Origin of the sequence: Enterocloster aldenensis (assembly GCF_003434055.1) — a bacterium.
In the GTDB taxonomy this organism is placed as follows: Bacteria; Bacillota; Clostridia; order Lachnospirales; family Lachnospiraceae; genus Enterocloster; species Enterocloster aldenensis.
Window position 1 is genome coordinate 319386 of the sequence record NZ_QVEX01000005.1, and the last position, 26267, is coordinate 345652.

The window sequence follows — 26267 nt, forward strand, 5'->3', positions numbered from 1 at the left end:
TTTTCATCAATCATCACCGCTTTCCAACTCATTTCACCTGATTTTGGGCATAAAAAGTGCTGCAAAGCACAATTGCCATGTGTTTGCAGCGCTTTGTCCCATATCTTGTTTGATTATAATCCTGCTATGGATGCGCCTGCATCCTTGGCCGCCTGCTCCGGATCCTTGGCTCCAAGAACAACTGACTGCCACATTTCAATCAGGATATCACTGATTTTATTATAATTCTCCACCGGCATTGCCACTGCATACTCCTGCATTTCCACAAATGTGCTTATGGGTTCCTGGCCGAAATACTCAGATCCTGCAGCCACGTCTTTTCTGGATGGAATATAATTCTCTGCTTCGCTATACTTAACCATAACTTCGGGCCTGTTCATATATTTCACAAATTCCCAGCTTAAATCCACATTACCCGTATTGGAAATCGCAAAATTATGGCCGCCCAGCACTGTCTTAAACCCAGCGCTTCCCTCAGGAACCTTGGCCACTCCAAATTCAAAGCCCGCATCAGCCTGAATGGAGCTAAGACGCCATGGACCGTCTATGATCATTGCTGTCTTACCTGCAATAAACTGGTTTGCATTGTCACCGGAATTATAGTTTACCACTTCCGTGCTCATGTACTGGTTTTGCACCATTGTCTGATAGAATTTAAGCATCTCAACGGTCTCAGGCGAATCAATACGGTCCACATCCGATCCTGCCCCCCAGATAAACGGCCACATCTGGAAGGTGGTATCGGTTGTCTGGCTCCCCGCCACACCGAAGCCATTGACCCCGGTTGACTTCAGTTTCCCACATGCCTCAAGAAGCCCGTCCCAGGTTGCCGGAACCTCTGTGACGCCTGCCTTATCAAGTAATTCCTTATTGTAATAAAGGCACAGGTTGTTGGATGTGAACGGAAGGCCGTAATACTTTCCTTCATACTGGTTCTGCCCCAGAATGCTGTCATAATACTGGTCCAGTTCCAGTTCTGAATTAACGCGGTCCGTGATATCCGCCAGGATTCCCATCTTTGCGTAAGTGGCCGTGTCTGTGTTGTCCACATCCATCACATCCGGAAGGCTGTCGCTGGCCACCATGATATTAATCTGCTTTCTGGAATCCGCCAGGGGCATGTACTGGATCTCCACCTGTATTCCGGTTTCAGCTGTAAAATCCTCAATGCATTGATAGAGGACTGTTTTTTCCTTGGGATACGTTAAAAGCAATGTAATCTTTTTATCCCCTTCGGTCTGGGATGCATCGGTCTGTCCTGTGCTTTCCTCCTGGGCTTTCACATCCTGTTCAGCGGTCTGTGCCGTCCCCCCGTCAGACTTTGCACCGCACCCCATACAGATTCCTGCCGCCATTGCAATTGCTGCTGCTGACCATAACCATTTGTGTTCCTTTCTCATTGAAATCCCTCCCTGTTTGTTTTCTGATTCAAGGATACCACCTGCGTATCTCATTTCCCATTCTACATTTCTAAGAAAGGTGTCCAAAACAAACGTTACATCTGGATATATTCCTTAGGGCTTTTTCCCGTATACTTCTTAAACACCTTGCAGAAGTATTTTACATCCATGTACCCGCTCTGTTCAGCCACTTCATAAATCTTCATGTCACTGTTTCTGAGAAGCTTTTTTGCGTGTTCAATCTTAACCTGGGTACAGTATGCAGTGTACTTAATCCCCAGTTCCCGCACAAACAGCGTGCTTAAATACTCGGGGGTAATATTAAAGCGGCGCGCCATTTCTTCCACAAGGATATTCTCCCTGTATTCCTTTTCAATGATATTTAATACCTCATTAATGACCGGATTATTACAGTGGCGTATATTATCTTTATAACGTTTGAATTCACCCAGGATATTCAGCATCATGGTTGCATAGGCATCTGTGGAAATTCTTGTTTTTACCCATTCCAGGACATTCAGATGGCTGATTTCCTCATATATCCCATAACTTGTCTTACGGATTTCATACAGGATGGCAACGGTCATGCACAGCATTGCCTCACGGATATCCCCATAATGGTAAACCTGCTTTTTCAGATATGCTTCAAATTCCCTCAGATCCTCCCGGACCGCCGCCATATCCAGTTCCCCGATGTGGCGGATCATATTCCTTTCAGTCTCCATGGGATAGATGAATTTATTACATTCTACCGCCTTAAGTTTTTCCTCGTTTATTATGTCCATCTGTATGACAGACAGCCCCCAATTGCTGTTGTCCTCCATCACTTTAAGCGCCCTGTAAAATTCTTTTAACCCTCCAAGGAAGTAGGATACCGCCGCAACCGGTTTGTGGAACAGGCTTTTCCCGCGTTTCAGCCCTTCCCGTACCCGCCCTTCAAGGCATGCGGTTTCCCCTGATTCAATTGCAAAAAACAGTTTATGCCTGCCTCCGGAGAAAAAATGGAATGCCACGCCTGACAGATAATATTTCATGATTTCCTTCCACTTTGTTTCTTCTGAAACCGTAAAACCGGCATCTCCTTTAAGCATCAGCAGGTATATCCCCTTGCCTGCCATCCTGGATTCCAGCTCCTTCAGATAGCTTTCAGCCGCGTTCTCCGGGACTGAGTACAGCCTTTCCCATAATTCCTGTTCAGAAAAGGTTGATGGTCTTATCTGGTATTTTTCTTCCCTGATTTTCTGCTCCACCCGTTCCAGTACTTCCCTCAATGTCTTTTTTGTCACTGGTTTCAAAAGATAATCCACGCTCCCCAGCTGAATTGCTTTCTGGGCAAATTTGAAGTCGGCATATCCACTTAACACAATGAATTTGCACTCGTTGCCCTGGTTCCTTATTGCCTCCATCATTTCCAGGCCGTCCATCTGCTCCATCATCACATCTGTTATGACCACATCCGGCTGTTCCCTGGCAATCAGCCGGACGCCTTCTTCCCCATTACCGGCCGTCCCCACAATGTCCCATCTTTCTTCCAGCTGTCCAATCAAGGCAGTGAGCCCCATTAATGACTTTCTTTCATCCTCCACAATTATGATTTTCATCTTTTCACCCTCTTTTACATCACATCTTTGGTATGGTAATCTTAATGGAGGTTCCCCTGTTTTCCTCCGAATGTACTTCCAGCCTGTAGCTGTCCCCATAATAAAGCTTCAGCCTGGCTAATACATTTGACACGCCGATGGATGGCGTGCTCCCACCTTCACCAAAAACTTCCCCCACTTTCTCCTGTGACATCCCCCGCCCGTTATCCGTTATGGAAAAACAGATCCTGCTTTCATCTATATGGTAAATCTTGATGCGGAGGAATCCTCCGTGGCGGATATGCGCATATCCATGAATGATTGCATTTTCAATCAAGGGCTGGAATATCATCTTATGGATATGGCAGTCCAGGATTCCTTCCTCACAATCAATGGCATATTCAAAGTTATCCATGAAACGGATTTTCTGAAGGAACAGATACTTTTTCAGGTATTCCATCTCATCCTTTATTTCAACAACGTCATTGCTTTTACTTATCTGATACCTGAGGATCTGGGCAAATTCGCTAAGCATTTCACTGATTTCATCTTCCCCGTTCTCTATTGCCAGCCAATGGATGGAATCCAGGGTGTTGTAGATGAAGTGAGGGTTAATCTGGGCCTCAAGCGCCCTGATTTCCGCATCCTTCTTCATTTCACTGACCTGCTTAATCTCGTCCATCTGGTTATTAATCTGTCTCATCATCTTATTAAACTGGCTGGCTATGATGGATATCTCATTCTTGCCTTCCATTTCCATGTGGGCGGACATTTCCCCGGACCTTACCTCCTTCATGGTATTTACCACCTGCTTAACAGATGCGGACAGCCTGCGGGACAGAATCCATATAAAGAAACCGCCCAGCACCATCAGGCACATGGTTATCATCCATATTATCTTTTGGAAATTCCGTATTTCCTTTAGTATATAATCATTATCCAGGACGCCGGCCAGGCGCCAGGATGTCTTGGGAATATCCACCAGCACCACCGCCTTGTCCTCGTGGTTCTCTTTCACCAGGTGCACATCCTGGCCGCCTCCTGGAGCCACCTGCTCCCATCCGTCCATGTCAGCGATATCCGTACCTATCATGGATTTGTCATAATGTGAAACAATCCGGTTTTCCTGATCCACAATGAAATTATAATTCGTGTTCCTGTCCGGCGTAATCTGGGCCTCCTGGCAGATATCGGAGAGTACCAGTTCATTCACGCCCATGAGGAAGGTTCCCACATACCTGGCCGTATAGAAATCCATCAGCCGTTTCCGGTACGTGAAAAGATAATAATCCGAGGTCCCCTGCCTGTCATAATACTCGGCCGGTATCCACTCCCCCTGAAGGATTTCCTGCTTTTCCACCTGTGAAAAATACAGGTCATATAACTCCGGGCTTTTCTGGTATAGAGAATCAATCTGAAGCCTGTCCGAGCTGAATACCTTTCCATTTTCAGTCTCCACAGCCATGCACCACACCTGAGGGCGGTAAGACATAAAGGTCCGCATCTGCTTCCTCAGTTCCTGCTTCACGCCCACTTCATCCTGTCCCTGGGCTTCTTCAAATTGCTGCATGTAATCAAGGAATTTTTCATCTATGGTCATCTGGTTAACAGCTTCCTCATACCCATTCAGGGTTGCTGCAATATTGGATGCTGCCTGCTCCACTGCTATGCGGAAAAACCCGATGATTTTCTTCTCAATAATATCCGTTAAGTATGTATTGCTTATACCTGCCAGAAACACGATCTGGGCGGTAAACAGCAATATAAACACAACGGATATCTGTTTTGTAAATGATTGTCTGCTCCAGTATTTCCGTATCCCCTTCATATGTCCCCCACCTTTTCCCAACTGTATATGATGTATATCTTGCCGAATATTTTAAATCCGGATATATCCCCAGGATAACATTTATATGCATAAGATAAAAGAGGGCGGGGAGGATTTATGGAAATCCGGGCCGCTGACAGGCACCAAAGAATATGAAAAGCCCAGTGCGCCGGCACTGGGCTTTCATCTATATTTATATGTGCTGTGTAATAAAGATACTTACTACACGTCTTCCTATATCCCTGCCAATGACTTCAGCAGCTCCACCTTATCAAGCTTCTCCCAGGGAAGGTCCAGATCATTGCGGCCAAAATGTCCATAGGCAGCTGTCTGCTTATAAATCGGGCGGCGGAGATCCAGCATCTTGATGATACCGGCCGGGCGGAGGTCAAAATTGGAACGGATGATTTCCACCAGCTGTTCATTGCTCAGCTTTCCTGTGCCGAAAGTATCTACCATGATGGAGGTTGGGTGGGCCACGCCGATTGCATAGGACAGCTGGATTTCACACTTGTCGGCCAGTCCGGCTGCCACGATATTCTTCGCCACATAACGGGCTGCATAGGCAGCGGAACGGTCCACCTTGGTGCAGTCCTTGCCGGAAAACGCGCCGCCGCCGTGACGTGCATAACCGCCGTAGGTATCCACAATAATCTTACGTCCGGTCAGGCCGCTGTCTCCCTGGGGTCCGCCAATCACAAAACGTCCGGTGGGATTAATGAAGAACTTGGTGTTCCCATCCACCATGTCCTGAGGAAGGATTTCGTCAAAGATGTATTTCTTAACATCCGCATGAATCTGCTCCTGGGACACGCTCTCATCATGCTGGGTGGAAAGTACCACTGCATCCAGGCGCACCGGCCTGTCATTCTCATCATACTCCACCGTAACCTGGGACTTGCCGTCCGGACGCAGATATTTTAATGTGCCGTCCTTGCGCACCTCTGTCAGCCGTCTGACCAGCTTGTGGGCCAGGGAAATGGCATATGGCATGTACTCTTCAGTCTCATTGGTGGCAAAACCGAACATCATTCCCTGGTCGCCTGCGCCGATGGCATCCAGCTCCTGGTCGGACATCCTGTTTTCCTTTGCTTCCAGGGCCTTGTTCACCCCAAGGGCAATATCCTGGGACTGCTCGTCAATGGCGGTTATCACGCCGCAGGTATCGCAGTCAAATCCGTATTTTGCACGGTCATATCCAATCCCCCGTATTGTCTCCCGGACAATCTTCTGGATATCCACATATGCATTGGTCGTAATCTCACCCATTACAAGTACTAAGCCTGTTGTGGCAGCTGTCTCACAAGCCACGCGGCTCATGGGGTCCTGGGCCATAAGAGCGTCCAGGATGGCGTCGGAAATGGCATCGCACATTTTATCCGGATGTCCCTCGGTTACGGATTCAGATGTAAAAAGTCTTCTCTCCATATTATTCATGTTCTCCTTTTCTCTGAAATAAATCATTCTGTTACCTGGTTCCTGCAACACATATCCTTTACAAAAAATAAAGTCCGCAGCAATTGCGGACTTGAAAATAACAAAAAATCTTCAAATCCTCTTATTGCTCGATTAAGCATGCATGAAACAGTGCACACTCCTCGCTCAGGCTGGCACCTTCCGGCCCTTTTGCACATCAATACTGACATACTCAACCGGGGTTGCCGTGACTTCACAGGTCCTTTGTACCTCCATCACTCTGAATAAGGGATATATACGAACTATATAATTGTAAATCATGTTACCCTCCATATATTAATCCATTTATACATGCATGTCAACACCTATTTGTGATAAAATAAATCAATTTAAATATGGTGGAAAAATATAGGAAACTGAACTAAAATATACATATATCAAAAATAATCCAAGCAGGAGAAGTCATATGGCAATTATCGGTATTGATCTTGGAACCACCAACAGCCTGGTATCAATCTGGAGACACGGAAAGGCAGAGCTGATTCCCAATTCCCTGGGAACATTCCTGACCCCCAGCGTGGTCAGCATGGATAAGGACGGCACTCTGTGGACAGGCACGGTTGCCAGGGAAAAGATGCATACCCAGCCGGAACGCAGCGCTGCCTCCTTTAAGAGGCAGATGGGCACTGCCCACGATTTCCGGCTTGGGAACCACATATTTAAGGCTGCCCAACTCTCTTCCCTCATATTGAAGCAGCTTAAACTGGATGCGGAAGCATATCTGGGGGAACCGGTGGAGGAAGCTGTCATCAGTGTGCCTGCTTATTTTAATGACGAGCAGCGCTTTGCAACCAAACAGGCCGGACAGCTGGCCGGACTTAAGGTGGAACGTCTGGTCAATGAACCATCTGCAGCAGCCCTGGCCTGCCGGAACCAGACCGGGGAAGATGACTCCCAGTTTCTGGTAATTGACTTTGGCGGCGGCACCCTGGACGTATCCGTGGTGGAGTGCTTTGAGCAGATCATCGAGATACAGGCCGTGGCTGGCGACAACCATCTGGGCGGCAATGATTTTGATATGTTAATTGCTGAATATTTCTGCGGACAGCATGGACTGGATTATGAATCCATGACCATGTCTGAACAAAACCTTCTGCTTAAAAAGGCGGAGCAATGCAAACGGGAACTTACGGCCAGCCAGGCGGCCATGATGAATTACCTGTACAGGGAGAATGAGCTTGGGCTTTTCCTGACAACAGCGGACCTGGTACGGATTTGCGCTCCCCTCTTTAAACGTCTGGAAAAGGTGGTATTCCACGCCCTGTCTGATGCCGGAAAGACCGTGGAGGATATTGACCAGATTGTCCTTGTGGGCGGGACCTGTAAAATGCCAGCGGTCCAACAGTATATCGGACATTTCCTTCACAGGGAGCCGTTCCTTGCCGGACAGCCAGATGAAATCATTGCTCTGGGGGCCGGTATCTATGGGGGGATTAAGGAGCGCAGATCTGATATAAAAGATATCATCCTCACGGATATCTGCCCCTTTACCCTGGGGATCGGAATCATTGACAGAAATAATGGCAGGGACCATATCATGTCACCCATCATTGAACGGAATTCGCCCCTGCCCACCAGTAAAAGCGGTTTTTATGTCACCACCAGGGACCTGCAGACAGATATCGGCATCCTTGTGTTCCAGGGCGAATCCATGCATTGCAGTGAAAACCTGTTTTTAGGCGAATTAAACCTGACGGTTCCGCCTGCCCCCAATGGCCAGGAAGGCGTGGTGGTCCGTTTCACGTATGACATCAACGGTATTCTGGATGTGGAGGCTGAAAACAGGCATGGGGATGTGGTGAAAAAACTGATCATGAATGAACGTATCCGGATGGACAGCCAGGAACTGGATGAAAAAATGCAGGAACTGGAACAGCTGAAACGTCCTGCCAGGGAACAGGCCGTCAACCAGCTTGTATTCTCCAGGGGAGAACGGCTCTACATGGAACTGCTGGGTGATGACCGCCAGGTAATCCTGAACCTGTTAAACTGGTTCTCAGGCGTCCTGGCAGCAGGCAGTCCCGCAGCCATTGCTGCCGCCCGCAAAAAGACAGACGACACATTTAACTACCTGGAAAGCAAACTATACGGAGGCGTATGATGGCAGACACAATATGGGACATACTCGGCATTTCTCCCACATCTGATAAACGGGCAATCAAAAAAGCATACGCTGCCAAATGCGCCGCCTGCCACCCGGAAGAACATCCGGAAGAATTTGACCGGCTTCATAAGGCTTATACGGCGGCGGTTAAGGCGGCGGCGCGGATTCCGGCGGACACGCCTACTATGGCTCCTGCCAGGGAACGGACAGCCACCCCAGCGGACACGCCCACTACGGCTCCTGCCAGGGAACAGGCGGCCATCCCAGATATCTCCCTGCTGGTGGAGCAGGGCATGGAGCAGGAGTTAAACGCCTCATGCAGTAAGCTTTTAGAAAGCCTAAAAAAACTCCATGACTCCTTTCCCAAATCCGTTGACACCAATGGGGAGGATTTCACAAAAGCCCTGATGCGTCTGGAAGAATGGTATGAATCCCCACGTTTCAAACTGGCTGGATGGGAACCTGATTTCCTTAAACAGCTGGACCAGTGGCTCAGTGCCAACAGGAGCAATATCAACCGGGCGGAGGCGGTTGCTTTGTACAGGGCCTACCGGTTCAGGCAGTATAAATCCCCCTCCTATCCCGTCGTTCCCCATATGGATAATGTCCATTGGGAAATAATGCAGCATGCATACCGCTATGAAAAGGATATGGCTGCCATGGCGGACATGCCGCCGCTGCCCAAAGCAGATAACCAGGAAGCCAGGTCCCGCCGGCAGCCCTGGTCCCGTTCCCAGCGGATACTGTCCAGCCTGATACTTTTATTCGTGGTCATCCTTATAAAGGGGATTTCCATGGCCCCCAGCCGCACCAGCAATCCTTCCGATGTACAGAAAATAATAAACGAAATAAAGAAAAATCCTCCCCAGCCCCTGTCAGGCCCTGATTCATCGGAACTGGTCAGGGAGATTGACAAGATACTGACGGAAACAAAAGCCTCCGACATGCGCCCTGCCGGTAATATCCTTTCGTACAGCGGTGAAACCTCCCAAAACATGTCCCAACCTTCATCTCCTAAAAAATGGATATACGATGGTTTCGGCCCCATCACACGCCCGGAGAATCTCCCTATAATTCCTGAAGAGTACGCATTTTACGGTAAGAATAACCTTACAACGGTCTATAAGGGAAGCTTCTCCAGCATCCATACCTATCCATCCGCATCCCCGCTGACCGCAGTCATGTCCGGTATTGTAGATATTCATGTGGACAGCTCTTACTTCGATCAGGAGGATGAGACTGACGGGGTTTATTTCTACAATATGAAGTCCTTAGGTGAAGCTGATATACCGTTTCCGCTATGGGTAATTCCTGTCCAATCCTCCTCGGATGACGTCACCCGCTATACCGTAGGAGGATGCGGATATTGGGCCGAAGCCCTTTTATACGCCGCATCAGGGCAGGGGATTTCAGGGTTCACATGGTACGACCAGGATTACGCGTCCCATCTGGTTCTCAAATGGGACTCTGTGGGCACCCTGCCTGAACTGGCGCAACGCCTTCTAAAGACATGTGACAGTTACTATGGATACATAGGAGGACAATCCCCAGACATGAATCTGACCATCATCATCGGACCGGATGCAGATACGGCCATAAGACAGCTGCAGGCAGTCACTGCGCCTTTAGAGGAAGAGCTTACCTCTGTAACAATCACAGAAGATGAACAGCTTACCCGGTGCGGGGCAGGTCCGGTTCCCATGACAGCGGACGGCAGCATTTCCCATGACCTTCCCCTCTATGACAGTTCCGTGCGCTGGGTCGTGCGGATGCGCATGGAAAAGGATGGAACCAATGAAGGATTCCATCCCGGACTGACCAGCCAGGAAGCGCTGGACCAGATATTCAATCATATCAATGGCCTGGACTGGGTGCTGTCCCGGTATGAAATTAAGGATACCTAAGCTAATACAGCATTGCCCATTCCGCCAAAAGCAGTCTGGTTCATTTTCTGCTGCAGGTCTTCCCTTATCTGCCGGAAATCCTGGGACACCAATTGCTTGTCCTTTACCAGGCACCGGCCTGCCACGAACACATGCCTTACATTATCTGCACGCGCACTGTACACAAGGGCCGAATAAGGGTCATACACAGGAAACATGTTGGGCGAATCCGTTTCCACCACCACCAGGTCCGCCTCTTTTCCCGGTTCCAGGGATCCGGTCAGCGGGTCCAGGCCCAAAGCCCCGGCTCCCCATATGGTTGCCATTGAGACTATGTCCTTTGCAGGAAATGCACTCCTGTCCCCGGTCTCATTTTTGTGGAAATTTGCGCAGAACCTCATCTGTGTAAATAAGTCCAAGGTATTGCCGCTGGCCGGTCCATCCGTGCCAAGCCCCACGGTCATCCCATGTTCCAGCATGGAACTTACCGGCGCCACACCTTTGGCCGCCTTAGTATTGGAGCCGATGCAGTGGGCCACGCTGCTGCCGGACTTTGCCATCAGGCTTATATCCTGCTCCGTAAGGCGTATGCTGTGCGCGCACAGGGTATGGCTGTCAAGGACCCCCAGCCGGTCCAGATATTCTATGGGCGTACATCCATATTGTTCCTTCAGGTACGTCATTTCATAATCCATCTCAGCCACATGAAGGGTAAATGGCACGCCGTATTTATGATTCACCTCATGGATTTCCTGAAGCGTGCTGCTGCCGCACGTTGTTGTTCCGTGGGGCGCAATACAGCCCTTTATCCGCGGGTGGTTCCTGTAACGCTTAATCAGCTCCTGCCCCAGCATAATGGCTTCCCGGGGCGTCCTTGCATCACAGGATGCTTCCTCCATCACGGTCTCTCCGGCAATCCCCCTGATTCCCATCTGATCCAAGACCTCTGCCACCGCATCCTCAAAATAATACATATCCATGACCGTGGTGACACCGCTTAAAAGAAGCTCGCAGACAGCATATCTGCTGGAAAGGCCGGCCAGCTCCCTGTCCATTGCCCTGGACTCCATGGGCAGGAGGAAAACCCGAAGCCTGTCCTTACAGTCATCCCCCAATCCCCGGAAGGGGATCATTCCCATATGGCAGTGTGTATTCACCATGCCAGGCATGACAATGCCATGTTCTGCATCTATGATGGAAATGCCCTCCTGCCTGCTGCCTCCCCACCCTGTCATACGGTGCTCCAGCGCCTCCATGGGGCCGACCTCTGATATCCTGCTGTCCTCCAGGACTACATATCCCTCCGGATACATATCCATATCCCGGTTCATGGTAATAATGATGCCATTGGTGATGACTGTCTTCATCTGATAACAACTCCCTTATTCAATATACTCCTCAATGAGGGGAACCGGTTCCTGGGTCCTTACGTCCAGCAGCCCGTAATCGGTCAGCTTCAGTTCCGGGGATACCGGAAGCCCAAGGGTGGACATGGACATGATTTCATTATTGTTTTCATATCCCAGGTTCCTCATTACCTGCCTGACCCTGCCCAAATCAGACGCCAGTTCTTCCACCGGGCCGTCATATAGGATGCCGCCCACCGGAAGCCTGGCCTCAGCCGTCACAAGCCCATGTTCAGCAGCCGCATAACCGCCCTGCAGCTCTATGATCCGGTTCTGTGCCGCCGCCATATCCTGCTCACAGGTTCCCAGTACCAGCAGGTTGTGGCTGTCGTGGGACCAGGTCGTTGCAATGGCTCCCGGCTTCTTTAACGCGCCCTCCGCCAGTCCAAAGGAAATGTTCCCGTTCTTCCCATAACGCTCAAACATCACTGCCAGGGACAGACCTGCCGCCTTCCAGCATATGACGCCGTCTTTCACATCCAGCTCCCTGACTACCCTGGAGGTGAATGTGCCATGGGTCTGGATTTTCATCACATTTACTTTGACTCTGGAACATGGTTTATCCGTCTTCAGGAGGAAGTCCTCTGCCATGGCCCTGTTACAGTTTACGGAATGGTAAAATGCTTCAGGTATGGATGCATCTCTTTTTCCGGCGGGCTTTTCTGCATTTCCCACTGATGCACCTACCGCTCCTGCCGCATCTGCCGCTCCTGCCGCATCCGCCGCTCCTGCCTCATCCGCCTCTCCTGCCCTATGGGCTCCATATCCCGCTCCCCAGCGTTCCCCATACACCAATTCCCCCCGCTTAAACACCGCCGCCGGCTGAAAGCGTTCCAAATCCCGAAGCAGCACAAAGTCCGCCAGCTTTCCAGGCCCGATCATCCCCCGGTCATCCAGGTGCATCCGCCTTGCCGGGGTAAATGTTGCGCAGTAGATTGCCTTTTCCACAGGCATTCCATTCTTAACCGCATGGCCCACTATCTGGTTTAACTGTCCCTTTAAAAGCTGGTCCGGCATGGTATCATCCGTGATGAGGGCTACATTTTCATAAAGACCATGGCGGCATACCGTGTCCACCACCTCCGGCGTCAGGGACTTATGCTGCAATTCCATGAACATTCCCATATCTGTTTTTTCCAGCACGCCCCCAGGCGTCTGCTGGGTATGGTCCGCGTCCACCCCTTCATAGATAAAACGGCAAAGGTCCTCACCGCTGATTTTGGGACAATGGCCCTCAATCCGTATGCTGTCCCGGATATCCCTGCCCCTGCAGATACCCACCAGCCGTTTGATTAACGTATCACCATCCGATGTCAGGTCCTTAAAATTCATGACTTCCCCAAGACACAGCACCCTGCCGTCACGCAACAGCTCCCTGACTTGCTCCTCCCCAATCCCTGCGCCCGATGTCTCCAGGCTGTCATTGGTGGCCGGCACGCTGGAAGGGATGGCATAAAATATATCCAGCTTTGTCTCCTGCCCCATGAACCACTGAATGCCGTCCATCCCAAATACATTGGCAATCTCATGGGCATCAGCCACAACGGTTGTAACGCCGTAAGGCAGGGTGATGCGGGAAAATTCTGCCGGGTAAGTCATGGAACTTTCAATATGCATATGGATATCAACCAGCCCCGGAATCATATACATTCCGCTGCCGTCAACCATTGTCACGTCCGGATAGCAGATTGCAGGGGAAACCGCGTAAATCTTTTCCCCTGCAACCGCAACATCCCTTTTCTCAAAGCACTGCCTGTATGTCATGAAAACCCAGGCGTCCTTTACCACGAAATCAACCTTCATAGCCACTCTCCAGGGATCCTTATTCTTCTAACCTAATACCTGCTGTATGTTTATAGCATGGAGCTAATTATTAATGATACGGTTCCACTGGTCAATCCAGCTGTTTAACTGCGGATTCACAAAGGAGTAATCCAGCACCTTTGCATTGGCGGCCTTGGGGCCGTATGTCATGTTCTTAGACTCTTCTTCCGTGAATTCAACCTTTTTGTTGGTGGGCGCCTCGTTCAGGGCCTTGCCTGTCTTGGCCTGAAGCTCAGGACTTAAACGGTAGTTGAGATATTCATAGGCCAGATCCTTATTCTTACAGTTCTTGGTAATGCTGATGGTATTAAAGTTAGCATACGTAATGTCCGGCGTCACATAGACAAGGTCCGGGTTAGCTGCCTGGATGGTAGGAACACCAAAATCACCCACAACCGCTACCGCCACTTCACCGGAAGTAAACATATTAATCAGGTCGGCGGACTTGGCGTATGTCTTAACCAGATTCGGCTTTAACTCTTCCAGGGCCTTAAATGCAGCCTCTGCGTTGTCGCTCTTAATATCCACACCTGCATGGTCGCTTGCCATATATACCATGGCCGGTCCGAAGGTGGTGGTGATTTCCGGAATGGAAACCATGCCTTCCAGTCTGGAATCCCACAGGTCATCAAAGCCCTTTATCTCAAAATCAACTGCATCCGGATTGTACATGATGCCGATGCTGTTAATGGTGTAAGCCACGCCCTGTCCTGCATCCGCCATGGTTTTGGCAGCCGTAATCATATCGGCCGCATTCTCAATCTTACTTAAATCAATATCCTCGAACAGCCCTTCCTCAATCCCCTTTGCGGTCATGGCCTGTGACAGTTCAATCACATCAATGCTGGACTCACTGTCAGCAGCCAGCTTGGTATAACGGTCATTGGTCCCGCCTGTCTCTGTAACGATTTCACAGTTAAATTCCTGCTCAAAGGGAGCATAGACCTCTTCCGCGGAAATATCCTCGCTCAGTCCATAGGTGGAAAGCACCAGCTTCTGCTTTCCGTCCGAAGCCGCCTTCGTATCCCCTGTGGATGCGCCGCCTCCGCAGGCGGTCAGGGTCAATGCCGCGCAAAGTACCATTGCAATTGTCTTTTTCATAATAATCTCCTTTTACTTCCCTACATAGGGTTTATTTATATACTATCTGCGTACCAGGACCAGTTTATCCTTTGGCAGATACAGCCTGATTTCCTGGCCTTCCCTGAACAGGTTGGAAGTATCCATATTGACCTTCAGCACCCCGGCCGCCGTATTCACCTCATACTGATAACTCTTTCCCAGGAAGGTGCGCACGCCCACTGCCCCTGTGAGGACATTTTCCTGCTGTCCCTGCTCTGCCAGACATATATCATCCGGACGGATGGTGCCTGCAAATGCCTCTTCTTCGCAGTCCATGTCCACCTCGAACCGGCTGCCGTCCGGCACTCGGTAGACGTGTACACCGTCCCGTTCCATCTCAAGGAAATTCTCAAACCCGATGAACCTTGCCACGAACTCGGTTGCAGGTCTTCTGTAAATATTCTCAGGTGTGTCAAACTGCTCTATGACGCCGTTGTTCATGACAGCCACCTTATCGGATATGGAGAAACATTCCTCCTGGTCATGGGTGACGAACAGGGTTGTGATACCAAGCTTTTTCTGAAGGCGTTTTATCTCCACCCTCATGCTGAGCCTAAGCTTTGCGTCCAGGTTGCTTAAAGGCTCATCCAGCAGCAGGAGCTTGGGCTCAATCACAAGCGCCCTGGCCAGGGCCACCCTCTGCCTCTGTCCGCCTGACATCTGCTTTGGAAATCTCTGTGCAAGCTCAGTCAGTCCGCAGACCTCCAGAATATCCTTTACCTTTTTATCAATGGTTTCCTTGTCCATTTTCCTGGTACGCAGCCCGAAGGCCACATTATCATACACGCTCAGATGGGGAAACAGGGCATAGCTCTGGAATACCAGGCCAAAATTCCTCTTGTGCACAGCCACCCTGGTCATGTCTTCCCCGTCCAGGGTAAAAGTCCCGCCCTGAGGGTCAATGAATCCCGCCACCACCCTGAGGGTCGTGGACTTGCCGCAGCCGCTTGGCCCCAGAAGGGATACCAGTTCCCCCTTTTCCACCTTAAGGTCAAGGCCTTTTAAAATCTGCTTCTTTTTATCGTAGCTGACATCAATCTGATTAAGGGTCATAAATGCCATTTTCGTCATCCTCCTATTTAGCCAGGGCCGCGATGCCCAGTGTCCTGTCAATAATTACCATGATGATTACGGTTGCTGCCATGAGAAGCACGGATACGGCAGAAACAGTAGGGTCATAATTATATTCAATATAGTTCATGAGGGTGGAGGGGAAGGTGCTGACTCCCGGCCCTGACAGGAACATGGATACAGGTATGTTATTAAAGGAGTTGATAAATGCAAGCATGAAGGCGGATGAGATTCCCGAAGTCACATTGGGAAGAACCACCTTGAAAAATGCCGCCTGCTTGGGGCATCCCAGACTCCAGGCCGCTTCCTCAATGGAGAAATCAAACTGTTCCATAGAAGACCCCACCACGCGGATGACATAGGGAAGCGTTACCATGAAATGTCCGGCCAGAAGGCTTACAAACACCGGTATCCTCAGTGTAAGGATTAAAAACTGGTACAGGATGAAGCCAATCACGATTCCCGGCACAATGGTGGGCGACAGGAAAATGGACTTAAGCATCTGTTTCCCCTTTACATTGGAGCGGGCCAGGGCATAGGCTGCCGGGATACCCACAAGCAGCGCGATAAGGGTTGCCAAAAGCGCCACCTCCAGGCTTGTAAGGAAGGAACGGCGGAAGGATTTCAGCGCGAACACATTGGCAAACCATTTAAAGGAAAATGATTCAATGGGAAAGGTAATGGCGCTGCCGCCGCCAAAAGCCGTAATGGTAATGATTACAAGCGGAATCACCAGAAATGCAAATACCAGGACCGCATATACGGTGAGCAGTTTATTCTTACGCATAATTCCCTCCCCTCCTGTCCAGCCGTAATGCCAGGGCATTAAAGCCCTTGATGACGCCCAGTGTAACTATGATCATTATGAATGCGATTACAGACGCCCCGGTCCAGTCTCCCACGGACATGGCCCTCTGGTATATCAGGGTAGCCATCACCATGTTGCTGTTGCCTCCCAGAAGCTGGGGCGTGGTGTAGGCTGTCAGCGTCCCTGTGAATACCAGGATGCCGCCCACAATGATTCCCGGAAGGCTCATGGGGAAGATGACCTTCATGAACGCCTCCATCCGGGCAGCGCCCAGGCTCTGTGCTGCTTCCATCATATCGTCGTCAATATTTTCCATGACGCCTGTAACCGTCACAATCATCAGCGGCAGGAACAGATAGATGGAACCGATGATGATTGCAAAGTCCGTGTACAGAAGCTTGGCTGGTTTATCCACAAAACCAGCTGCCAGAAGAAACTTATTCACAATTCCATTGCTTCCCAGTATGTTTATCCACGCAAAGCTCCTGATTACGGAGTTGGTCATCATGGGAAAAATGGATAACGCCAGCAGCAGCCCCCTGTACTTTTTAGGGCAGCGGCTGATAAAATATGCCGTAGGGATACCTCCCGCCATACAGAAAGCAGTGGTAATCACGGCAATCTTAACCGTGCGCAGGAATATTTTCATATAATACCCGTCCCGAAAAAAATCCGTGTAAAAACTGAACGGATAATCTCCTGAGAAAATACTTGGCGCCAATACCCGCAGCAAGGGGATGGCAAGGCACACCAGCAGGATGACAAGGCCGGGTACCAGCATGATTAATGCACTGCTCTTTTTCATGATTTTCACGCTCCATGATGAATCACAACAGTTCCGTCCGGACTGTTATGCTGAATCAATAGATTTATTAAGGTTACTTATTTTAGACTTTACGTTTATTATAAAAAGTAATATAATATACGTCAAATATATAAATCCTATATTTTTTATGCAGTAAAGCTATATTCACCTGTTTTTTTACAAATCATTTCCGTTTATTTACAGAAATGCCCTGTCAGGAGGATTTTTATGGAACTAAAAGAAGCACGCTATATTCTGGCCATTGCCAGGCAAGGAAGCATTGGAAAGGCCGCCGAATCCCTGTTCATTTCCCAGCCCTCCTTAAGCAAGTATCTTAAGAACCTGGAAAACCAGCTGGGCGGTCCGCTTTTTTACCGCAGGGACAACTGCTACACCCCAACCTATATGGGCGAACGATATCTTCACTATGCGGAGCAGATTGCTGCTTACGGGGAGCAGTGGGACCGGGAGTACGAGGACATCAGCCACAGGAAATACGGACGTCTCAATATAGCCATCCCCATCATGATGGGAAGCACCATCATCCAGCCCACCCTGATGGAATTTCACAGCCGCTACCCTCATGTGACCATCAATGTGATGGAAGCCGTTAACTTCATAGCCGAGACAAGCTTAAAAGACAATTCCATTGACCTCACCTTTTATAATGTCCATGTATTCCCCAAATTATTGGACTATGAGGTCATGCAAAGGGAAGAAATTGTATTAATTTTATCCGCAGGGCATCCTCTGGCCTCCAAGGCAGTGGATAAACCTGGCTTTAAACACCCCTGGATAGATTTAAGCCTGTTTTCCAGGGAGAACTTCATCCTGCTTTATCCGGACCAGAACACAGGCGGCATTGCCCTTAAATTGTTTAAGGATTACGGTATGGACCCTCCCGTGCTGCTGCACACACGCAACAGCGAGATGTCCATCAAACTGGCCATGGAAGGGCTTGGGATTGCATTTACGCCGGAAAGCTACTATCATATGGCCGCATCCCATGGCAGCCATCCCTCCCTCTGCCTGTCCATAGGAAAATGCCCCATTGTCACAACAACCATTGCTGCCTATCCAAAGGGGCGGTATCTGCCGCAGCATGCACGGGATTATATGGAAATCATACGGGAATATTGCGCGCGGAAACTGTAGACTATAGGCGGATAGGGTTATATAAGATATAATGGAATTGCTGTTGACTCTTTCCAGTAGGGAGGAGGTGGAGCAATGCAATACATAATTTCCTTTTTTATTTCTGTTATGGCTGGTGTGATATGCTATTACATCAGTAAATGGCTGGACAGAAAATAACGGACAACAGTCAGCCTGGGTTATTCTACCCATTAAGGAAAAAAGAATCCCCGGAGAGTAGTGGCTCTCCGGGGATTCCCCTTATGTGGCGCAATGCACATAATTTCCTTTTTCTGCTATTCTTATGATATATCTGCCGCCTGTTTTTGTCAAGGTCATTCTTTAAAAAATGGAAAAGGATTCCCCGCACACTACTGAACCTGAATCCTCCCCTGCCCCAGCGGGTCCGCATAATCCGCGGTCACTGCGCCGCCCAGGCTCCTTATGTAGGAGGAAAGGACATCCACATCCACCATCACATCATCTTTAATCACATTGCATCCATTAAACATGGTCATGCCGTCTCCGCCGGACTTTAACATATAGTTATGGGATGCAACCATATAGGTCCTGTTCAGGTCAATGGGCCCGCCATTTACCATGATATCCTTTACCCTGTATGGTCCGTCCACGCTTATGAAATTCCCCTTATCATCCAGCTTCACACTGGTCTTAACAGAAGTGTCAATGGTATAGGTAAGCCCGGACACCTGAAGGAATCCGCCGCATTCCTCCGGATAATCCCTGGCCCCCATCTCCAGCGCGTCCTTAATCTTCTGGCCTGTGGCCTCGATGACACAGCCCATGTTGCCGAACGGGAATACTGCCAGGGTATCATTGTAAGTGATGCTGCCAGGCTGTATGTCGGTCCTGATGCCGCCGCCGTTACTCAGGCCGATATCGGCTCCAAGCTGTACCCGGTAAGCGTCAGCTGTCAGGTCTCCCAGGTTGGTTTCCCCGCTTCTCACCCTGCGCTTTCCGTCAGCCGGGTTATTGACCGTCAGAAGATACGGGGTGGTACCGAGAACCACCTTAAGTGTCTCGTTGTACTGATCCTGGATGCCCTTGATGAACCGGTCCGTATTGTAATCCATTGCCCTGCCGTCCTCATTTATCAGGCTGTCTCCCGGAATCACAAGGCGCATGCCTGGCTGCAGCACATTGGCATCCTTTATCTTATCCAGGTTGTTGTTGTAGATATCAATCCATCTGTCATAGGAACCCAGCTCCCTCTTGGCAATCCGGCTGAGGCTGTCATTTTTCTGTACCACATATTCCCTTGCGGTACCCACGGCCGGTACCTCTGAAACCAGTTCCGACGCTATGGTCCCATCGGTCCTGATGGTCAGCTTTCCGATATTATTTAGTTTTGTACCTGTCTGGGTAATGATCACATCCCTTCCATCCCTGCTCTTAACTGTCATGGATGGGGTTGTCTCATGGGAATGGCCGTCAATGCACACGTCAATCCCGGTGGTATTCTGAATGACGTTCACGGAACTCCATCTGTCCGTAACCCCTGTCTCCCCCAGATGGCCCACCAGTATCACATAATCAGCGCCCTCATTCCTGGCCGCGTCCACGCTTGCCTGGATTTGGTTGTAAAGGCCCTGTCCGCTCTCATCTTCACAGAACGTATAGATATAATTGCCCGCACTGTCCTGGAAATACGCGGGTGTGGACTTGGTAAAGCTCTCCGGCGTGGAAACGCCTACATAGGCAATCTTCGTATCGCCGTATGCAATCATCTTATAGGGCGCAAAAACAGTGGCGCCTGTTGCCTTATCCATGAAGTTACATGCATAGTAACCGCAGTTGAGCCTGCCTGCCAGTTCCAGGAACCGGGACATGCCATAGTCAAATTCATGGTTGCCCGGAACAGCCACGTCATACCCCACGTAGTTCATGATATCAATCAGATACCCGCCCTCTGACAGCGTACCGATGGGCGCGCCCTGTATGGCGTCCCCGGCATCCACAAGGGTGACATACGGCGTCTGCTGCTGCATCTGCTTCTTGTACAGGGCAAGTCCGGCATAACCGATGTTGTCATCTACCCCGCAGTGGACATCATTGGTATAAAGCACCACAATGTCCTGGTCCGCCCCAAAGGCAGTGACCGGCATCCCCGCTGTCAGCGAACATACCATTGCCATGGCAAGCAGCAATGACAGCAGCCTTTGTTTCATTCTTTCTTTCATGGGTTTCCTCCTCTCATATTTGACCCTTTAACAGTTAATTTTACTATAACATAAACCATTGGTACATGCCACTGGTAACAGGAAATATTTTCCTGAAAAGCCGGCCCGGGAACGCTTCCCGGGCCGGCTCTGTGTTCAGCCTGCTGACATCATTAATATATTCCTCACATCTTCGCGGTCCAGCGCAGTGATGCCTCCAATGGTCTGGTTCCCATTGCGGAAGTTAATGTGGTCCAGCATTGTTTCAAAATCGCAGTCAGTAATACCTGCTTCCTTTATGCTGACAGGAAGTCCCATGGACCGGAAGAAATCCTCGGTGGCAGCAATCCCTTCAAGGGCAGCCTGCCCGGGTCCTGTTTGCCTTGATACGCCAAATACCTCATATGCGTATCTGGCAAACCGTTCCATATGGTTCCTGTACACATATCTCATCCATGAACCCATGACCGCGCTCAGTGTCATGCCATGGGGCGTATCATAAAGCGCGCTTAATTCATTGCCGATTTCATGGGTGGCCCAGTCCTGGATCCTGCCGATTCCCACGGTATCATTGTGGGCAATGGAGGCAATCCACATGACCTGTGCCCTGTATCCGTAGTTGTGCGGGTCCTTTATAAGGGCTGGTCCTATTTCCACCAGGGTTTTAAGGATGCCCTCCGCCATGCGGTCAATTACCCTGATTTCATCATCCGGTGTAAAATACCGCTCGCACACATGTGAAAACATATCCGCCACCGAACATGCGGTTACGGAGGCAGGCAGGGACACGGTAAGCTCCGGGTTCATGAAGGCCAGCACCGGCCTTAATGCCTGGGAACTGGTCAAAAGCTTCTGCCCTGTCCGGGTGTTGTTAATCACGCTCACATCCCCTGACTCGCTGCCCGTTGCAGGACACGTAAGGATCACTCCCACCGGAACGGATTGGCTGACGCGGATTCCTTTTGTGAAGAAATCCCACACATCCCCGTCATAAAGGGCGCCTGCCCCAATGGCCTTTGACGAGTCAATGACGCTCCCTCCCCCAATGGCAAGTATGAAATCAATCTGGTTCTCCTTTACACAGCGGATGCCCTCATAAACCAGGTCCAGGCGCGGATTTGGCTTTACGCCCGGCAGTTCCCGGACAGCCATCCCATTGTCTTCCAAATCACGCCTGACCGACTCCAGAAGCCCTGTGTCATACAGATAGGCCCCGCTGTCATGATGGATCAGTACACGGCTTACCCCCATCTGCCTTAATACGCTTCCTGCTTTCTTATGCACATCCCTGCCAAATAAAAATCTTGTATTCAGCCATAACTCAAAATCCCTCATCATAATTATCCTGCATTCCTTTCTGCTTTATCAGCACGGGACAGCCTGATCCATTATCAAATCCTTTATGATCCCAAACAGCTCCCATCCATCAGAAGCCGTATAATCCGGCTTTTCCCGAAGCAGCAGCCTCCTGTCCCCATCCCCATATAAAACCGCAATGGCCGGAAACCCGCACATCCTGGCAGCCGCGATATCGCTCCATGTATCCCCGATACAGACAGGACGCCTGTTTTTCAGCTCATGCTCCATAAGGTAGCCATAGACGGCCTGTTTTGTGTCCGCACCCGCAACAGAGTCCAGGGAATAACAGACCGGCATCAATCCCTCCCAGCCTTTCACTTTCATCAGCCGCCTTAAGGCGGGTTCCGGCTTGGAGCTGACCACAACCCATACCGTACCCTGCCCTGCCAGGTATCTGAATATCTCCTCCAGCCCGGGATACATCCTTGTCTTATGAAACTGATTCATGGTCCTGTAATGGGTCTTTATATGGGAGCAGAACACATCAAACAGATGCCCTGGCGGCAGGGGGTTAATATGCCGGAACAGTTCCTCCTCAGGCAGGGCCACATGGGATGTATCCTCCATGAATTCCTTGTCCACGGCTCCTCCCACTGCATTGGCCGCATATTCCACGGAATCCCACACATCCTCCCTTGTGTCCGCTATGACCCCGTCAAAGTCAAAGATTACCGCATCTGCCTTTCCCATCATCTTACCTTCTCCTTCTTAGCAAAACACCATTTGCTCCACATGGTCCCGGCTACCACCAGTAATGCGCCCGCAATCACCGGCAGCGTAATATTAAGCCCCAGCATCCAGGCCGTGATGACCGTGGATATGATTGGCAGGAAGTTGGAAGCCAGGACCACCACCAGCATATTTCCTTTCTTAATGGAAACAGTCCACAGCACATTGGCAATACATGACACGGCAATGGCCTGATACAGCATTTCCCCCACCAGTCTTGGGGTAAAGTTCCTGGGTTCGGGCAGGAACAGGGATATGCTGCCCAGGATGACGGATGATACTATCATGTAGATTCCCACTCCGTCCACTGGTTTCTGCCCAAGATACTTCTTTGTCAGGTTTGTGTAAAAGGCCCAGGACAGGGAGACAATGAATCCCATCATATATGCCATCCAGTTCCCGCTCAGGATGTCCCCGAAAAAAGCCTGCACGTTATGGATGCTTCCTCCCATTTTGGCAATGATGATGCCGCACAGGCTGACAGCCACACTGGCTGTCAGCCATGCGCTGGCTCTCTTTTTTAAGATGGGGATGGTAAGGACAAGCGTAAACAGCGGCCATAGGAAACGGATTAAGACCATGGTCATGATTTCTGCCTCGGTGCTCACCATTTCCATGGAGATATAAGAAGCAGCGGTGTAGATTACAAACAGGCTTCCGCAGATAATCCAATACTTTGGGGGAGCCCCCCTGTACTGTCTGATGCCGTGGTTGGTCACTAACTGGTGGACAATCACAACCGCGCCTCCAATCAGGTTCACCACTGCCGCCGCCGTATACGGCCCAAGTCCCGTGCTGAGATTTTTTGTAAATGCTGCGCTTGTGCCCCATATGATGATGGTTATGATCCCAAGCAGTGTATATTTATTAGACTCCATCCCCACACCTCATTATCCTTTTATAGAATCAACCATGCCTTATTACGGATAACAGGCCAGGGTTTTATCCAGCAATTCTGTAAAACCTTCAAAATCCAGTTCCAGCGCAGCCTCTGCATTGGGTTCTTCCCCCCTGAAATCCATGGTGGGTTTCCGGTGCAGGTCTATATCCGGTTCCGGTCCCCGCAGATGCCTGTAATCGCACACAGTCATCCCTCTTGTAAACTCCCCCTTCAGCTCCACCGTAATATGCATGGGAACCGCCTGGATCAGCTTTTCATCAATCAGCCATGCCACAGCGCAGGCGTCATGGATGTTGGCGCCTGCAAGGCTTGCGTTCTTCTCCGTGGCATCCATGAAATACTCCACCAGCTGGGCTGCAAACACCGCGCTGCGCGTGCCGATCCGGTAGAACTGGTCCACATGCTTTTGTACCAGGAAACACTGGCGCGTCAGGTTCACCCCGCACATCTTCACATGCATGCCGGAATTAAACACACGGTATGCTGCTTCCGGGTCCACGAATATATTAAACTCCGCTGCCGGGGTCCAGTTCCCGTATGTAACAGACCCGCCCATGATGCTCAGTTCCTTTACGCGTCCCACAATCCCGGGTTCTTTGTTAATGGCCGCCGCGATATTGGTCAGGGGACCGGTTGCAATCAGCGTCACATCGTCTGTACCCATCACCGTATCAATGATAAAGTCCACCCCATGTTTTTCCTGGGCTTTTATGGACGGCTCAGGCAGCACCGGTCCGTCCATGCCTGAGGGCCCGTGGAACTGGGGCGCTGTCACCAGGGGCGCTACCAGCGGGCAGCTATGGCCTGGATAAACTTTTATGTCCTGCCGTCCAATTACCTCCAGGACCTTCAGCGCATTCTTTGTGACGTTTTGAAGGCTGCAGTTCCCACCAATCGTGGTGATACCCAGCAGATTCAGATGGGCCGCGGCCAGCATGATGGCAAACGCGTCGTCATGTCCAGGGTCGCAGTCCAGTATTACTTTTCTTTTATCGCTCATGATTCCTCCCTGTGTCTTTCCAAAAATGTTTCCACGTCATTCCTGTATGGGCAGGACCTGGCTCCCTTGCGCTCCACGGTATAACCTGAGACCGCATTGCCATATTCCAGGCATTGGGACAAGGTGCCGCCCTCCAGTCTTTTTGCTATAAAACCGGCGTTGTATACGTCCCCGGCCCCCACGGTGTCCTCCACCGTAACATGGAACGCCGGGCGCTCCACTTCTTCGTCCATGGAAAATGCCTTTGAGCCGTTCCTGCCCATGCGCGCTACCATGACATGGCCGGCCCGCACCAGCCCGCGGACACTGTCCTCCCAGCTGTCCCGGGGATTCAGATAGTAAAATTCCTCTGCGCCGGATCCAAGGACATAGTTTGAATACTGAATGATTTCCATGACAGCGTCCCTGTAGGAAGGATCCAGTACCCCGTTATCCACCCGCAGGTTCAGGTCAAAGGAGGTGGGAATCCCATTTTCATAAGCAGTCCGGAACATGCGGATGATGGATGACCTTGCCGAGGTATCATCCACAATCGCCATTCCGGAAGAGTGGAGCCAGGCCGTATCCTTTATCCAGGCGCTGCCCATCCGCTCCAGATCCATTTCCTTAAATGCCTGGTCCACCCTGGGCCATCCCCACAGGTAGCGCTCCCCCTGTTCATCAATAAATGCAAACACACACACGGTATTTTTTCTGGCATCTTCAATCAGGCAGGCCGTGTCAACGCCCTCCTTCTCAAAGTCCTTTTTTATATACGCGCCGTACTGGTCGCATCCAATGGTCCCTGCAAAACCTGTCCTGACCCCCAGACGGCTGAGAGCCACAGCCGTATTGGCACAGGTCCCCCCTCCCACAAGACAGGGATTGGGATATTCCACCAATGTCCTCCTGTCATTTAAAAAGCGCGGAAAGGGAACAATCAGGTCCACATTGGCGTCCCCTGCCACCAGAACCTTAGGCATTGAGGGATGCCTCGATAAATGCTTTTACTTTTTCAGGGTCCTTGCACCCCTTTCCTTCTTCCACCTGGTCGAAATTAGTGAGGCTGAAGGAGTCCACCCCATAAGGATGGGTTTCATGGATGGCCTCCGCCACATTGGACGTGTCCAGGCCGCCTGCAATGATACACGGCACGGATGTGCTCTCAATGATGGCCCGGTCAATGCTTCTGTCATGGGTCAGTCCGGTTGCCCCTATATCGTTGGCAGTATCTGCCTTTGTATCAATCAGGAAGAAATCGGAAACCGCCTCATACTGCTTTATGTATTCCAGGGCTTTCTGCTCCTCAATGGGTACATTCTGAAGGACAGGGATGGCCTGCATGATCTTAAGGCCCGGGAAACGCCGTTTCAGCTCCATCACCTCATCCGGGCTGATGCCTTCAATATTGCCTGACAGGTGAAGGACATCCGGAAGGACTTCCTTCAGGTTCTCTGTTATCTCATCAATATCCTCTGCAATGGTCAATCCAATCTTAACCGCCTCCGGCTGTACCCCCATAAAGATTTCCTTTGCCTTTTCCAGCGTCAGCTGTCCCGGGGTCCGTTTAATCCTGCCATAGGAAACGCCGATATGATGGGCTCCCATATCAATCACCATCCTTGCATCCTCAACCGTACGGATTCCATAAATCTGAATCTTTACATCTGCCATTTTC

At 50.3% G+C, this 26267-nt stretch carries 20 protein-coding genes and 1 riboswitch; of the genes, 3 read left to right on the plus strand and 17 right to left on the minus strand.

The annotated features are described in order from the left end of the window. Window positions 1-113: 113 nt before the first annotated feature. From DWX59_RS13230 to metK, 4 genes are all read right to left on the minus strand, one after another. Window positions 114-1400: a sugar ABC transporter substrate-binding protein gene (locus DWX59_RS13230; protein ID WP_227117032.1), complete on the minus strand. Its 1287-nt coding sequence runs from the start codon at window positions 1398-1400 to the stop codon at window positions 114-116. 95 nt (window positions 1401-1495) lie between these two features. After that, a complete protein-coding gene (locus tag DWX59_RS13235) occupies window positions 1496-3001 on the minus strand; it encodes a response regulator transcription factor (RefSeq protein ID WP_227117033.1) in 1506 nt (501 codons plus the stop codon). A 19-nt stretch (window positions 3002-3020) separates the two neighbouring features. Then, window positions 3021-4808, minus strand: coding sequence for a cache domain-containing sensor histidine kinase (locus DWX59_RS13240; protein ID WP_227117034.1), 1788 nt, complete (start codon window positions 4806-4808; stop codon window positions 3021-3023). 234 nt (window positions 4809-5042) lie between these two features. Then, window positions 5043-6236 (minus strand): methionine adenosyltransferase, encoded by a 1194-nt coding sequence (metK, locus tag DWX59_RS13245; RefSeq protein WP_117559747.1) that lies wholly within the window; start codon window positions 6234-6236, stop codon window positions 5043-5045. A gap of 127 nt (window positions 6237-6363) precedes the next feature. Continuing rightward, window positions 6364-6515: riboswitch (SAM riboswitch) on the minus strand. Window positions 6516-6690: 175 nt separating this feature from the next. On the opposite strand from metK, the gene DWX59_RS13250 reads away from it, so the two are divergent. Together DWX59_RS13250 and DWX59_RS13255 are read left to right on the plus strand one after the other, a co-directional pair. Continuing rightward, window positions 6691-8385: a molecular chaperone HscC gene (locus DWX59_RS13250; RefSeq protein ID WP_117559694.1), complete on the plus strand. Its 1695-nt coding sequence runs from the start codon at window positions 6691-6693 to the stop codon at window positions 8383-8385. After that, window positions 8382-10292 carry a hypothetical protein gene (locus DWX59_RS13255; RefSeq protein ID WP_166460220.1) on the plus strand — a complete coding sequence of 637 codons (1911 nt, stop codon included), beginning with the start codon at window positions 8382-8384 and terminating at the stop codon, window positions 10290-10292. The genes DWX59_RS13250 and DWX59_RS13255 overlap by 4 nt, the downstream gene beginning before the upstream one ends. On the opposite strand, the gene DWX59_RS13260 is transcribed toward DWX59_RS13255, so the two are convergent. From DWX59_RS13260 to DWX59_RS13285, 6 genes are all read right to left on the minus strand, one after another. Beyond that, complete coding sequence (locus DWX59_RS13260) at window positions 10289-11638, minus strand: amidohydrolase (protein WP_117559696.1); 1350 nt, start codon at window positions 11636-11638, stop codon at window positions 10289-10291. The two genes, DWX59_RS13255 and DWX59_RS13260, sit on opposite strands and share 4 nt — an antisense overlap. A gap of 15 nt (window positions 11639-11653) precedes the next feature. Continuing rightward, window positions 11654-13480 (minus strand): adenine deaminase C-terminal domain-containing protein, encoded by a 1827-nt coding sequence (locus DWX59_RS13265; protein ID WP_117559697.1) that lies wholly within the window; start codon window positions 13478-13480, stop codon window positions 11654-11656. A 63-nt stretch (window positions 13481-13543) separates the two neighbouring features. Beyond that, window positions 13544-14602 (minus strand): ABC transporter substrate-binding protein, encoded by a 1059-nt coding sequence (locus DWX59_RS13270; RefSeq protein ID WP_117559698.1) that lies wholly within the window; start codon window positions 14600-14602, stop codon window positions 13544-13546. Window positions 14603-14644: 42 nt separating this feature from the next. After that, window positions 14645-15685 (minus strand): ABC transporter ATP-binding protein, encoded by a 1041-nt coding sequence (locus DWX59_RS13275; protein ID WP_117559699.1) that lies wholly within the window; start codon window positions 15683-15685, stop codon window positions 14645-14647. A gap of 13 nt (window positions 15686-15698) precedes the next feature. After that, window positions 15699-16481, minus strand: coding sequence for an ABC transporter permease (locus DWX59_RS13280; protein ID WP_117559700.1), 783 nt, complete (start codon window positions 16479-16481; stop codon window positions 15699-15701). Further along, window positions 16474-17307, minus strand: coding sequence for an ABC transporter permease (locus tag DWX59_RS13285; protein WP_117559701.1), 834 nt, complete (start codon window positions 17305-17307; stop codon window positions 16474-16476). Before DWX59_RS13285 ends, DWX59_RS13280 begins: the two co-directional genes overlap by 8 nt. A gap of 228 nt (window positions 17308-17535) precedes the next feature. Between DWX59_RS13285 and DWX59_RS13290 the strand changes: the two genes are divergently transcribed. Beyond that, window positions 17536-18462, plus strand: coding sequence for a LysR family transcriptional regulator (locus DWX59_RS13290; protein ID WP_117559702.1), 927 nt, complete (start codon window positions 17536-17538; stop codon window positions 18460-18462). A 350-nt stretch (window positions 18463-18812) separates the two neighbouring features. Here the strand turns inward: DWX59_RS13290 and DWX59_RS13295 are convergent, their stop codons facing one another. From DWX59_RS13295 to DWX59_RS13325, 7 genes are all read right to left on the minus strand, one after another. Next, window positions 18813-20642: a bifunctional metallophosphatase/5'-nucleotidase gene (locus DWX59_RS13295; protein WP_117559703.1), complete on the minus strand. Its 1830-nt coding sequence runs from the start codon at window positions 20640-20642 to the stop codon at window positions 18813-18815. Window positions 20643-20777: 135 nt separating this feature from the next. Continuing rightward, window positions 20778-21959, minus strand: coding sequence for an iron-containing alcohol dehydrogenase (locus tag DWX59_RS13300; RefSeq protein ID WP_117559704.1), 1182 nt, complete (start codon window positions 21957-21959; stop codon window positions 20778-20780). A gap of 27 nt (window positions 21960-21986) precedes the next feature. Further along, the gene (locus DWX59_RS13305) at window positions 21987-22673 is read right to left on the minus strand and encodes an HAD family hydrolase (protein WP_117559705.1); all 687 of its coding nucleotides are present in this window, start codon (window positions 22671-22673) and stop codon (window positions 21987-21989) included. Next, window positions 22670-23587: an EamA family transporter gene (locus DWX59_RS13310; protein WP_117559706.1), complete on the minus strand. Its 918-nt coding sequence runs from the start codon at window positions 23585-23587 to the stop codon at window positions 22670-22672. The genes DWX59_RS13305 and DWX59_RS13310 overlap by 4 nt, the downstream gene beginning before the upstream one ends. A 42-nt stretch (window positions 23588-23629) precedes the next feature. Further along, window positions 23630-24610, minus strand: coding sequence for a nucleoside hydrolase (locus DWX59_RS13315; protein ID WP_117559707.1), 981 nt, complete (start codon window positions 24608-24610; stop codon window positions 23630-23632). Continuing rightward, window positions 24607-25572, minus strand: coding sequence for a carbohydrate kinase family protein (locus tag DWX59_RS13320; protein ID WP_117559708.1), 966 nt, complete (start codon window positions 25570-25572; stop codon window positions 24607-24609). The genes DWX59_RS13315 and DWX59_RS13320 overlap by 4 nt, the downstream gene beginning before the upstream one ends. Then, the gene (locus DWX59_RS13325; protein ID WP_117559709.1) at window positions 25565-26263 is read right to left on the minus strand and encodes a phosphoribosylanthranilate isomerase; all 699 of its coding nucleotides are present in this window, start codon (window positions 26261-26263) and stop codon (window positions 25565-25567) included. Before DWX59_RS13325 ends, DWX59_RS13320 begins: the two co-directional genes overlap by 8 nt. Window positions 26264-26267: the final 4 nt, after the last annotated feature.

What these genes read in the sequence shown, in the direction of transcription:
- DWX59_RS13230 (WP_227117032.1), bottom strand. Translation starts at nt 1,400, where the DNA reads ATGAGAAAGGAACACAAATGGTTATGGTCAGCAGCAGCAATTGCAATG.
- DWX59_RS13240 (WP_227117034.1), bottom strand. Translation starts at nt 4,808, where the DNA reads ATGAAGGGGATACGGAAATACTGGAGCAGACAATCATTTACAAAACAG.
- DWX59_RS13315 (WP_117559707.1), bottom strand. Translation starts at nt 24,610, where the DNA reads ATGAGCGATAAAAGAAAAGTAATACTGGACTGCGACCCTGGACATGAC.
- DWX59_RS13255 (WP_166460220.1), top strand. Translation starts at nt 8,382, where the DNA reads ATGATGGCAGACACAATATGGGACATACTCGGCATTTCTCCCACATCT.
- DWX59_RS13280 (WP_117559700.1), bottom strand. Translation starts at nt 16,481, where the DNA reads ATGCGTAAGAATAAACTGCTCACCGTATATGCGGTCCTGGTATTTGCA.
- DWX59_RS13320 (WP_117559708.1), bottom strand. Translation starts at nt 25,572, where the DNA reads ATGCCTAAGGTTCTGGTGGCAGGGGACGCCAATGTGGACCTGATTGTT.
- DWX59_RS13285 (WP_117559701.1), bottom strand. Translation starts at nt 17,307, where the DNA reads ATGAAAAAGAGCAGTGCATTAATCATGCTGGTACCCGGCCTTGTCATC.
- DWX59_RS13275 (WP_117559699.1), bottom strand. Translation starts at nt 15,685, where the DNA reads ATGGCATTTATGACCCTTAATCAGATTGATGTCAGCTACGATAAAAAG.
- DWX59_RS13305 (WP_117559705.1), bottom strand. Translation starts at nt 22,673, where the DNA reads ATGATGGGAAAGGCAGATGCGGTAATCTTTGACTTTGACGGGGTCATA.
- DWX59_RS13300 (WP_117559704.1), bottom strand. Translation starts at nt 21,959, where the DNA reads ATGATGAGGGATTTTGAGTTATGGCTGAATACAAGATTTTTATTTGGC.
- DWX59_RS13260 (WP_117559696.1), bottom strand. Translation starts at nt 11,638, where the DNA reads ATGAAGACAGTCATCACCAATGGCATCATTATTACCATGAACCGGGAT.
- DWX59_RS13290 (WP_117559702.1), top strand. Translation starts at nt 17,536, where the DNA reads ATGGAACTAAAAGAAGCACGCTATATTCTGGCCATTGCCAGGCAAGGA.
- DWX59_RS13265 (WP_117559697.1), bottom strand. Translation starts at nt 13,480, where the DNA reads ATGAAGGTTGATTTCGTGGTAAAGGACGCCTGGGTTTTCATGACATAC.
- DWX59_RS13310 (WP_117559706.1), bottom strand. Translation starts at nt 23,587, where the DNA reads ATGGAGTCTAATAAATATACACTGCTTGGGATCATAACCATCATCATA.
- DWX59_RS13235 (WP_227117033.1), bottom strand. Translation starts at nt 3,001, where the DNA reads ATGAAAATCATAATTGTGGAGGATGAAAGAAAGTCATTAATGGGGCTC.
- metK (WP_117559747.1), bottom strand. Translation starts at nt 6,236, where the DNA reads ATGGAGAGAAGACTTTTTACATCTGAATCCGTAACCGAGGGACATCCG.
- DWX59_RS13250 (WP_117559694.1), top strand. Translation starts at nt 6,691, where the DNA reads ATGGCAATTATCGGTATTGATCTTGGAACCACCAACAGCCTGGTATCA.
- DWX59_RS13270 (WP_117559698.1), bottom strand. Translation starts at nt 14,602, where the DNA reads ATGAAAAAGACAATTGCAATGGTACTTTGCGCGGCATTGACCCTGACC.
- DWX59_RS13325 (WP_117559709.1), bottom strand. Translation starts at nt 26,263, where the DNA reads ATGGCAGATGTAAAGATTCAGATTTATGGAATCCGTACGGTTGAGGAT.
- DWX59_RS13295 (WP_117559703.1), bottom strand. Translation starts at nt 20,642, where the DNA reads ATGAAAGAAAGAATGAAACAAAGGCTGCTGTCATTGCTGCTTGCCATG.